Origin of the sequence: Aquibium sp. ELW1220, from assembly GCF_030398385.1 — a bacterium.
Classification (GTDB): domain Bacteria; phylum Pseudomonadota; class Alphaproteobacteria; order Rhizobiales; family Rhizobiaceae; genus Aquibium.
Genome location: NZ_JAOAOQ010000054.1, coordinates 21,454 through 32,342 on the forward strand (window position 1 = coordinate 21,454; position 10,889 = coordinate 32,342).

8 protein-coding genes are annotated in these 10,889 nt (G+C 67.6%); 5 read left to right on the top strand and 3 right to left on the bottom strand.

All coding sequences use genetic code 11. The annotated features are described in order from the left end of the window. Positions 1-26: 26 nt before the first annotated feature. Positions 27-1,118, bottom strand: coding sequence for an S-methyl-5-thioribose-1-phosphate isomerase (gene mtnA / locus N1F91_RS27920; protein ID WP_289996999.1), 1,092 nt, complete (start codon positions 1,116-1,118; stop codon positions 27-29). Beyond that, positions 1,115-2,380 (bottom strand): S-methyl-5-thioribose kinase, encoded by a 1,266-nt coding sequence (mtnK, locus tag N1F91_RS27925; RefSeq protein WP_289997000.1) that lies wholly within the window; start codon positions 2,378-2,380, stop codon positions 1,115-1,117. The genes mtnA and mtnK overlap by 4 nt, the downstream gene beginning before the upstream one ends. Positions 2,381-2,515: 135 nt before the next feature. Between mtnK and N1F91_RS27930 the strand changes: the two genes are divergently transcribed. The 5 genes from N1F91_RS27930 to N1F91_RS27950 all read left to right on the top strand — a co-directional run bounded on the left by N1F91_RS27930 (position 2,516) and on the right by N1F91_RS27950 (position 9,304). Next, on the top strand, positions 2,516-4,021 hold the full coding sequence (locus N1F91_RS27930) for a sugar ABC transporter ATP-binding protein (protein WP_289997002.1): 1,506 nt from the start codon (positions 2,516-2,518) through the stop codon (positions 4,019-4,021). Then, positions 4,021-5,010, top strand: a complete 990-nt coding sequence (locus N1F91_RS27935) for an ABC transporter permease (RefSeq protein WP_289997003.1) — start codon at positions 4,021-4,023, stop codon at positions 5,008-5,010. Before N1F91_RS27930 ends, N1F91_RS27935 begins: the two co-directional genes overlap by 1 nt. Positions 5,011-5,076: 66 nt before the next feature. Continuing rightward, complete coding sequence (locus tag N1F91_RS27940; protein ID WP_289997009.1) at positions 5,077-6,090, top strand: substrate-binding domain-containing protein; 1,014 nt, start codon at positions 5,077-5,079, stop codon at positions 6,088-6,090. Between the two features lie 178 nt (positions 6,091-6,268). Continuing rightward, on the top strand, positions 6,269-7,222 hold the full coding sequence (locus tag N1F91_RS27945; protein WP_289997004.1) for a sugar-binding transcriptional regulator: 954 nt from the start codon (positions 6,269-6,271) through the stop codon (positions 7,220-7,222). Positions 7,223-7,246: 24 nt separating this feature from the next. Continuing rightward, positions 7,247-9,304 carry a bifunctional aldolase/short-chain dehydrogenase gene (locus tag N1F91_RS27950; protein WP_289997006.1) on the top strand — a complete coding sequence of 686 codons (2,058 nt, stop codon included), beginning with the start codon at positions 7,247-7,249 and terminating at the stop codon, positions 9,302-9,304. A gap of 81 nt (positions 9,305-9,385) precedes the next feature. On the opposite strand, the gene N1F91_RS27955 is transcribed toward N1F91_RS27950, so the two are convergent. Beyond that, positions 9,386-10,889, bottom strand: a 1,504-nt coding sequence (locus N1F91_RS27955) for a methyl-accepting chemotaxis protein (protein ID WP_289997008.1), incomplete at its 5' end; no start/stop codon positions are given.

Genomic DNA, 10,889 nt, shown 5'->3' on the forward strand with positions numbered 1-10,889 from the left:
CCGCCGCGCAGTCCCGCCCGGTTCGCTCAGCTCGCCGGGAAGAGGCCCCGCAGGCCGGTCTCCGATGCTTCGGCGATGCCCCGTTCCGTGATCAGCCCGGTCACCAGCCGTGCCGGCGTGACGTCGAAGGCGGGGTTCGCGGCGTTGGTCCCGTCGGGCGAGATGCGCACCTGCACCACCGTACCGTCGGCGGCCCGACCCCAGACCAGCGAGACCTCGTCGCCGGAGCGTTCCTCGATCGGGATCTCGGCGACGCCGTCGCCGACCGTCCAGTCGATGGTGGGCGAGGGGAGCGCCACGTAGAAGGGCACGCCGTTGTCGTGGGCGGCCAGCGCCTTCAGGTAGGTGCCGATCTTGTTGCAGACGTCGCCGTTGCGCGTCGTGCGGTCGGTGCCGACGATCACCATGTCGACCATCCCGTGCTGCATCAGGTGGCCGCCGGCATTGTCGACCAAAAGGGTGTGCGGCACGCCCTGGCCGACCATCTCCCAGGCCGTGAGCTGGGCGCCCTGGTTGCGCGGGCGCGTCTCGTCGACATAGACGTGGACGGGAATGCCCGCCTCGGTGGCGAGGTAGATCGGCGATGTCGCCGTGCCGTAGTCCACCGTCGCCAGCCAGCCGGCATTGCAATGGGTGAGGATGCGCACCGGCTCGCCCGGCTGCTTGCTGGCCGCGATCTTGCGGATGATGTCGAGGCCGTGCCTGCCGATGTTGCGGTTGAGCTCGACGTCCTCGTCGGCGATCCGCGCCGCGCGGGCGAACGCCGCTTCGGCACGCTGCTCGGCTGGCAGCGGGGCCAGCAGCCGGCGCATGTCGTCGAGCGCCCAGCGCAGGTTGATGGCCGTCGGGCGGGTCTCGTGGAGCACGTCCCAGGCCCGGTCGAGCCCGGCATCGGACGAATCCTCCAGCATCGCGATCGCCACTCCGTAGGCGGCGGTGACGCCGATCAGCGGCGCGCCGCGCACCCACATGTCGCGGATGGCGGTGGCGACGTCGGCCATGGTGGTCAACGGCACCACGCGAAACTCGTGCGGCAGCCAGCGCTGGTCGATGATCTCGACCGAGCGGCCGTCGGCGGCCGGCCAGATCGTGCGGTAGTGGCGTTCTGCGACCTTCAAGCGACTTCTCCCGACTGGAGGCGGCGTGCCAGGCCGTTGACCTCGGCCAGGCCGTGGATCGTGGCGCGGTTGACGGCGATCTGGCGTCCGAACTTCAGCGCCTTCGTCTCGCACGCGGCCCGCAGGTCGCGATCCTCGATGCTCTCGAAATCGGCATTGTGCGCGAGGCCGAGGATGCGGCGGTGGATCTCGACGCCGGCGAAGCCGAGCATGTCGACCCAGATGTCGTGCAGTACATGATCGAGCGCCTGCTCGCTGCCGAGCGTATCGCCGCGATCCTCGAACAGGCTGCGCTGGTACAGGATGCCATTGCGTTCCGAACGCCACAGCCGCGAAAACTCGGCGCGGAAGGTGCTCCAGCATTCTTCCGTCGTGTCCATCAGGTAGGCCCGCATAGCGTCGCGCGAACCGCCCGCCTCGTGGCCGTCCTGCGAGAAGTAGGCCATCCAGAAGTTGGCGAAGAGCATGCCGACGTCGAAGGCCATCGGAGCATAAAAGGCGAACTCGGGATCGATGACACGGGTGTCCTCGTCGGTGACCATGATCGAACCCGTATGCAGGTCGCCATGCACCAGCGTCTCGGCCTTCGCGGCGAAGACATGCTTCATCTGCTGCGCCGTCACCTTCATGTCGCGGTCGGCGCGCAGTTCTTCCACCATCGCGTCGAGCTGCGGGGTGGTGTGGGCATTCAGCTCCGCCTCGAAATAGGGATCCGAGAAAACGAGGTTCTCGGTAATGTCGCAGAGCTCGACATTGTCGGCGAAGAGCGCGAGATCGGCCTTGCGCTCGCGCGTCACCATCGACAGGTCCGAGCCGCGGAACAGCGTGCGGGCCATGAACAGGCCAAGGTCGCTGGCGATCTTCGGCGGCATCCGGCCGTCGATCAGCGCGCGGCGCAGGATGACGTGCGGCGTCAGGAATTCCATGACGATCAGCGACTGCGCCTCGTCGAAATGCAGCACCGTCGGCACGCGGCCGGGGTCGCGCGCGGCCTGGCGGGTCAGCGCATGGTACTCGAAGAAGCTGCGCTTCAGCGGCAGGGGCCAGCTCTCGCCGACGAGCCGGACGTAGGGCAGCGCCTGCTTGACGATCAGCCCGGCATTGCCGGCCTCTACGATGAAGACGAGGTTGAGGTTGCCATCGCCGACCTCGCGCACGCGCCAGCCGGCCGGGTCGCCCAGCGTTCCGCGCATCGCCGCGACGCTGCCAAGCCGCGCGGAAAGCGTCTCCACCGTCAGAGCCTCGTAGGCCGAACCTGCCATCGTCTCCTCCCGCGGCGCGTCCTGCGCCATCCTCACCTCTGTGAAACGGTAGTCCAGCGCTTTGGCAATTGTCAATCAAGTTGACAATTGTGCATGCCGCGCCGTAGCATTCCGGGGAGGGAGGAGACTGCCGGCATGCAAGCCACGTTCCGCATCGAGGGACTGGGGAAGTCGTTTGGACCTTACAGGGTCCTCGACGGCGTTTCGCTCGACCTTTTTCCCGGTCAGGTGACCGTCCTGATGGGCGCCAACGGCGCGGGAAAATCGACGCTGGTCAAGGTGATGAGCGGCGTTCACCAGCCGAGCGCGGGAACCATGACGCTCGCCGGCCAGCGCTTCGCTCCATCGACGCCCGCCGAGGCCATCCGCGCCGGTGTCGTGACCGTGCATCAGAACATCAACGACGGCGTCGTCGGCGCGCTCGACGTCGCGACCAACCTGACGCTGGACCGGCTCTCGGGGAAAGGTGCGCGCCTGTTCGTCAGCCCGCGCCGGATGCGCCGGGAGGCCGCAGAGGTGGCCGCACGGCTCGACCTCGACCTCGATCTCAGGGCCGACATCGGTTCGCTGTCGCTCGCCGACCGTCAGATGGTCGGCATCGCGCGCGCCATGTCGCATGAGCCGAAGGTGATGATCCTCGACGAGCCGACGTCGTCGCTGTCGAGCGCCGAGGCGGACCGGCTCTTCGCCACCATCGAGCGATTGCGAGCGCAGGGCGTGGCGATTCTCTACATCTCGCACCGCATGTCCGACATCCGCCGTATCGCCGACCGTATCATGTCCTTGCGCGACGGGCGCATCACAGGAACCTTCGAGGACAAGCCGCTCGACTACGAGGGCGCGGTGAACGCGATGCTCGGCCGTTCCGTGGCTGTCGACGCGGTGACCGCCCGCGATGGCGGCGAACCGATCTTCGAAGCCGCCGGCATGCGCCTGAAGGCACAGTCGCTGCCATTCTCGCTGTCGCTCGGCAGCGGCGAGGTGGTGGCGATCACCGGCCTTGTCGGTGTCGGCAAGACGCAGCTCGCCGAGACCCTGTTTGGTGTGCGCCGGCCGCTCGCCGGCTCGATGCGCCTCGACGGACGCGGCTATGCGCCCAGGAACACCGCCGAGGCGATCGAGGCCGGCGTCTTCCTCGTCGCCAAGGATCGCGCCGAAAGCGGTATCGTCGGCGATTTCAATCTCTACCGGAACGTCTCCCTGCCGTTCCTGCGGCGCCTCTCCAGGCTTGGCGTCACCCGAAACCGCGCAGAGCGCGAAGCCGCGCGGGCGCAGATCGACAATCTCTCCATCGTCTGCCGCGGCGAGCGCGACATGATGCAGACCCTGTCGGGCGGCAACCAGCAGAAGGTGATGGTGGCGCGCTGGATGGCGCAGCCCTCGCGCCTGTTCATCCTCGACGAGCCGTTCCAGGGCGTCGACATCGCCGCGCGCCGCGACATCGCCGCCAAGCTCCGCGCCAGCGCAGCCGGCCGGGCGACGCTCCTCTTCCTCACCGAGATCGACGAGGCGCTGGAGACGGCGGACCGGATCCTGGTGATGTCGGAGCACACGATCGTCGGCGAGCACCGTAATGAGCGCCTGGACATGGACCGCCTGCTGGCCGAGGTGGCCGGCGGCGCAATGAAGGGTGCAGCCTGATGACCGACACGCTCATCCGCTACGGTTTCCTGGCGCTGCTCGCCGGCCTGGTGGTGTTCTTCTCGCTGGCCACCAACGGCTTCGCCTCGCCGCAGGCCGCCGTCTTCATCTTCCAGTCGGTGGCCATCACCGGAATCCTGGCCCTCGGGGTCACCGCGACCCTGGTCGTCGGCGGCTTCGACCTCTCGATCGGATCGGTCGCGACCAGCGCCATGATGGCGGCCGCCTACGCAATGATCGTGCTCGAGCAGAACGCCGTCGTGGCCGTCCTCTTCTGCCTGGCGATCGGCGCCCTCGTGGGACTGGTGAACGGCCTTATCATCGTCTACATGCGCGTGCCGGACCTGCTCGCCACGCTCGGCATGATGTTCCTGCTGCTCGGCCTGCAACGCATCCCGACCGAGGGCCGCTCGATCGCCGCCGGCATGACGATGCCGGACGGCTCGACCGCCGGCGGCGTGTTTTCGCCGTCCTTCCTGGCACTCGGCCGGCACCGCTTCGACTTCATCCTGCCGAACCTCGTGCCGGTGTCGGTGGTGGTGCTGATCGTGCTCGCGGTGCTGATCTGGTTCTTCCTCGAATACACCCGCTACGGGCGCATGATGTACGCCGTCGGCTCGAATGCGCGGGCCGCCGAACTCGCCGGAGCGCCCGTCAAGGCATACAAGATCTGGGCCTACGTCATTTCTGGAATGTTCGCCTCCATCGGCGGGATTCTTCTCGCCGCCCGGCTTGGACGCGGCGACATAGCCTCGGGTAACAATCTTCTCCTGGACGCCGTCGCCGCGGCGCTGATCGGCTTCGCGGTGCTCGGTGCCGCCAAGCCGAACGCGTTCGGCACGGCGGTCGGGGCCCTGTTCGTCGGCGTGCTCCTGCAGGGGCTGACCATGATGAACGTGCCCTACTACACCCAGGACTTCGTCAAGGGCGCAGTGCTCGTCGTCGCGCTCATTTTCACCTTTGCCCTCTCGAACCAGGGCAGGCGCTAGCCCGGCACGGGCTGCGGAAACATGGAGGAGACCATCATGAGGTTCACACGCAGGGCATTCTCGGGCATGGCGCTGGCCGCCACCGCCCTCTTCTCGCTTCCCGCCATGGCGCAGGACATGCCGGCGCCGTTCGACAAGCCGGGCGACGTCAAGATCGCGCTGGTGCGCTATCTGTCGACGGGCGACTTCTTCCAGGCCTATCTCGCCGGTGTCGAGGCCCAGGCCAAGGCGCTCGGCGTCCAGCTTCAGGTTCTGGACAGCCGCCAGGATGCAGCACTCCAGGCCGACATGGTCGACCAGGCGATCGCGCTGGGCGTGCAGGGGATCATCATCCAGCACGGCCTGACGGAATCGATGAAGGAAGCGGCGCAGCGCGCCGTGGACGCGGGCATCAAGGTCGTGGCCTTCGACGTCAACGTCGAAAACGCGGCGATCCCGCAGGTCGAACAGTCCGACCGTGACCTCGCGCGTCTGGCGCTCGAGCAGGCGGTCAAGGACAATGGCGAGTCGTGGAAGGCCGGCTACGTCTACGTCGCCGGCATCGCTCCGCTCGACCGCCGCGACGAGACCTGGCGCGAGTTCAAGGCGAAGTATCCGGGCATCAACGAGGCGGCCATGTTCGGCACGCTCGACAACCCGATCGCCAACTCGGTCGCCAACCAGGCCCGCTCGGTCGTCACCGCCAATCCCGACATCCAGGTGATGTTCGCGCCCTATGACGAGTTCGCCAAGGGCGTGAAGATCGCCGTCGACGAGGCCGGGCTGACGGATTCGATCAAGATCTACTCGGCCGACATCTCGACCGCCGACATCGCCGCCATGCGCGAGCCGGGCAGCGCCTGGGTCGCCACCGCGGCCACCAATCCGGCCGTGGTCGGCCAGGTCTCGGTGCGTGCGCTCGCCATGCTGCTCGCCGGCGAGAATCCCGGCCAGCAGGTGATCGTGCCGCCGACGCTGATCACGCAGCAGCAGCTCAACGACAACGACATCAAGAACATGGAAGAACTGTCGGCCAAGCTGCCGCAATTCGCCCATGCCGACGTTGCGATGCCGGCCTGGATGCCCAACCCGAACAAGTGACGCGCCTTCCGGGCGATGGCGGGGCGGCTTCGGCCGCCCCGCCTGCTTCGGCGGCGGCCACGACCCGGATCAGGCCGCGGCAATGGTCGGGCGGCGGGCTCCGGCCGCCCCTTTTGGTCGAGGCCGGAGATTGACTTTTTCCAATCGTCCTGAATAATGTCAGCCAGGAGGACAGTCCATGGCGCTGCGGCCCGGCGACCAGATCGTGCATAAGGCGGCGTGGCTCTACTACACGCACGGCCTGCGCCAGGATGAGATCGCCCGGCGGCTCGAAATCTCGCGCGCGTCGGTCGCCATGTATCTGCGCAAGGCCCGCGAAACCGGCATCGTCACCATAGCGGCCTCCACCGAACTCTTCGCTTCGGACGTGTTGGCGCGCAAACTGGAGGACCGCTTCGGTCTCGACGGCGTCTGGATCGCCGACGGCAGCGCCTTTCCCGATCCCGAGGCGGAGATCCCATCGCTGGCGGCCAGCGTGTTCCTCTCGATGGTCGGCAGCGGCCAGCGCGTCGGCGTGGCCTGGGGACGCACCGTCTATGCGATCGCCGACGCCATGACCTTCGCCGACCTGAAGGACGTGACCGTCGTCCAGCTCTGCGGCAATCTCGGCGCCCCCTACTCCTATCGCCCCGACCAGTGCACGATGGAGATCGCGCGCCGGCTCAATGCGAAGGGGCTGAACTTCTACGCCCCGCTGATCCTGTCCACCGAGGCGCTGGCTACCGCCTTGCGCGCCGAGCCCGTCATCCGCGAGCAGCTCGCCGGCGTCGGCGAGTGCGACATGGCACTGTTTTCCGTCGGCTTTGCCGACGAGGATGCGCATGTGGTCAAGTGCGGCGCGGTCACTGCCGCCGAACTGCGGGCGCTGCGGCGGCAAGGCGCCGTCGGCGTCATTGCGGGCCAGATGATCGACGCCGACGGTGCGCCGCTCGACTGCGAGTACAACCGCCGCTGCATTTCGGCCGACCTGACCGATTTCCGCGCAATCCCGAAACGGCTGATGGTGGTGCAGGAAGAGGCCAAGCTCGAGCCGCTCCGTGCCGCGCTCGCAGGCCGCTTCGCGACCCATCTCGTCCTGTCGCGCACCATCGCACAGGCGCTGATCGATTCCCCAGCCGGACAGGCCGGCTAAGCCAACCCGAGACGGACCGCCAACATGAAGAACCTCTGGATTGAATCCGACGCCGAAGCCATGGTCGCTGCCTATGCGGCCAAGGGCGTCGACCGCGACCTGGCGCTGCGCGTCTACACCACGCGCCTGCTCGGCGGCGACCCGCGCCTCGTGCTGCACGGCGGCGGCAATACCTCCGTCAAGCTGACCGCGACCGATCTGGTCGGTGACACATGGGACGTGCTCTGCGTCAAGGGCTCGGGCTGGGACATGGCGGTGATCGAGCCTGCCGGCCTGCCGGCGGTCAAGCTCGCGCCGCTGCTCAAGGCGCGGTCGCTGGAGCGTTTGTCGGACGAGGACATGGTGGCGCTGCAGAGGGCCAACCTGATCGATCCGGGCTCGCCGAATCCCTCCGTCGAGACGCTGCTGCACGCCTTCCTGCCGCACAAGTTCGTCGATCACACGCATTCGACGGCGGTGCTGGCCATCGTCGACCAGGGCGAGGACAGCGAGGCGCTGATCGCCAAGGTGTTCGGTCCGAAGATGGGCTATGTCCCCTACATCAAGCCGGGCTTCGACCTCGCCAAGGCGGCCGCCGAGATTTACGATCGCGATCCGTCGGTCGAGGGGCTGATCCTCGACAAGCACGGCATCTTCACCTTCGCTGAGACGGCGAAGGAGGCGTACGGGCTGATGATCCACTGGGTCACGGTCGCCGAGGACTATGTCACGGCCAACCGCAAGCCCGCCGCCCCGCGCGCCCCGCTTCCGGCCAGCCTGGCCGAGCCGGCCGCGATCGCGCCGATGCTGCGCGGCGCGGTGGCAGCACGGTATCCCGAAGGCCGCATCGAGCGCATGGTGTCGGACTTCCGCACCTCGCCCGCCATCCTCGACTTCCTGGCACGCGCTGATCTCGACCGGCTGGCCGCGCGTGGCGTATCCACGCCCGATCTGTCGATCCGCATCAAGACCGGTCCGGTCGTGCTGCCGTCCCCCGATGCCGCCGACCTTGCGGGCTATCGGATCGCGGCCGGGAAGGCGATTGCCGATTACGTCCAGGACTACGAACGCTATTTCACCGAGAACGATGCGCGCGACGACGTCAGGCGCACCATGCTCGACCCGATGCCGCGCCTGTCGCTGGTTCCGGGGCTCGGCATGTTCGGGCACGGCAGGACGCTGAAGGATGCCCGGATCGCCTCCGACGTCGGTGAGATGTGGATCGAGGCGGTCTCCGGGGCCGAGGCGATAGGCGACTTCCGGCCGCTGGCGAAGTCGGACCTGTTCGAGCTCGAATACTGGTCGCTGGAACAGGCCAAGCTCGCCGGCAACAAGCCGAAGCCGCTGACCGGGCAGGTGGCGCTGATCACCGGCGGTGCGGGCGCGATCGGTGCCGCGACCGCCAAACTATTTGCCGCCAACGGCGCGCATGTCGTCGTGGTCGATCTCGACGCCGCGAAGGCCGCCGAGACCGCGAAGGCCGCCGGCAACGCCTCGATCGGCGTCGGCGGCGACGTGACCAGCCCGGACGACGTTCGCGCGGCATTCGATCAGGCGGTCGCCACCTATGGCGGCGTCGACATCGTCGTGTCGAACGCGGGTGCGGCCTGGGAAGGCGGTATCGGCGAGATCGACGACGCGCTGCTGCGCAGGAGCTTTGAGCTCAACTTCTTTGCGCACCAGACGGTGGCGCAGAACGCCGTGCGCCTCTTCAAGGAGCAGAAGACGGGCGGGACGCTGTTGTTCAATACGTCGAAGCAGGCGGTGAATCCCGGCCCGAAGTTCGGCGCCTATGGTCTGCCAAAGGCGGCGACGCTGTTCCTGTCGCGCCAGTACGCGCTCGAGTACGGGGCGATCGGCGTGCGCTCGAACGCCGTCAACGCCGACCGGATCCGCTCCGGCCTCCTGACCGACGATATGATCAACAGCCGGTCCAAGGCGCGGGGACTTTCGGAAAAGGATTACATGAGCGGCAACCTGCTCGGCCTCGAAGTCACCGCAGACCACGTGGCGCAGGCCTTCCTGCACCACGCGCTGGCCGAGCGCACCACCGGCGACGTGACGACCGTGGATGGCGGCAACATCGCCGCCGTCCTCAGATAGCAAGACCGGTGGGTCTGCGCGGATCCTTCCGCGCCGGCCGTCGTCTGCCGCAGGGGGGAGCCTTGAGACAGGCAAAGGTGCCTAGGCGGCCCTGCGCACGGGGCTAGCGTTCGCCGCGGGTGCTCCGTCGCGAATCTGCCTGCGGCGGTTCAGCTTGAACCGGCCGACGAGATCAGACAGGGTCCGGGCGTTCTCGGCGAGCATCGCGGAGACGGAGGTCGTTTCCTCGACCATTCCCGCGTTCTGCTGGGTCATCCGGTCCAACTCGTTGACGGAGAGGCTGATCTGCTCCAGACCGGTCGTCTGCTCGCCAGCCGCGCGGTCGATCTCGTTCACGTTGGCATCGATGATGGTGACGTATCCGGTGATCTGGGTCAGCGCGTCACCCGTCGCGCCCACGAACTGCACACCCGCGTCGACCTCCGTCGTCGACTTGCGGATGATCTCGCCGATCTCTTTTGCGGCAAGCGCGGAGCGCTGCGCGAGTTCGCGCACCTCCTGGGCGACCACGGCGAAGCCCCTTCCCGCTTCGCCGGCGCGTGCAGCCTCCACGCCGGCGTTGAGCGCAAGCAGGTTGGTCTGGAACGCGATCTCGTCGATGACGGAGACGACCGTCGCGATCTTCTGCGATCCGGCCTCGATGCGGTGCATCGCCTCCACCGCATTGTGCACCACCTTCTGCGAGGCGAGAGCAGCGTCGCGGGCGTCGCTTGCCTGGGCGCGCGTCTGCCGGATCTTCTCGGAGGACGAACGGACGGTGGCCGTGATCTGCTCCAGCGCCGCGGATGCCTGTTCGAGGGCGGCCGCCTGCTGCTGGGTGCGCTGCGCGAGGCCCTCCGCCGACGCGTGCATCTCCGCCCCGCCTGCATGCAGCGCCCGGGTCTTATCCATCACCTGTTCGAGAACCGACTGGAACAGGCCGATCGAATTGTTGAAGTCGCGCCGCAGCGGCTCGAACTGCTCGGCGAATGGCATGTCGATCGTCAGCCGGATGTTGCATTCCGCCAGCCGTTCGAGGCCCGCACCGAGATCCTCGACGACGCGTGCGAGATTGGCCGCGGCCATCTCCCGCTCGGCAAGCCTCGAAGCGCGCTCCTGTTCCGTCCACTGCTGAGCGAGGCGGCTGTCTTCCGCCAGCCGGATGTTGTCGAGCCCCGCCTGCCTGAAAACGGCGAGACTGCCGGCCATGTCGCCGATCTCGTCCCGGCGCCCTGCATAGGGCGCTTCGGTGGAATAGTCTCCTTCAGCAAGCCTGAGCATGTAGCCCGACATCCGGTCGAGCGGCGCGAGCGCCCTGATCCAAACCAGCCATGCGCCCACGATGCAGCACAGGAGCGTGAAGATGCCGGCCAGGAGGGAGATGCGTCCGAGCAAGCGTTCGCTCGCGGACGCCTCGGCTTCCTTGTCGGCGAGGAAGATCGTCGACATCTCGACCAGCTTCACCACCGCCGCGCGATGGGCCGCGAACTGGTCGCGCAGCGTGTCCATGACCGGCGCGACGTTTCCACCGCCTTGTACCGCCGCCCGGAACGGCCCTTCGATCGTCGCCCACAGCGCGTCCGAGCGAGGCAGCACCTGGCCTTCC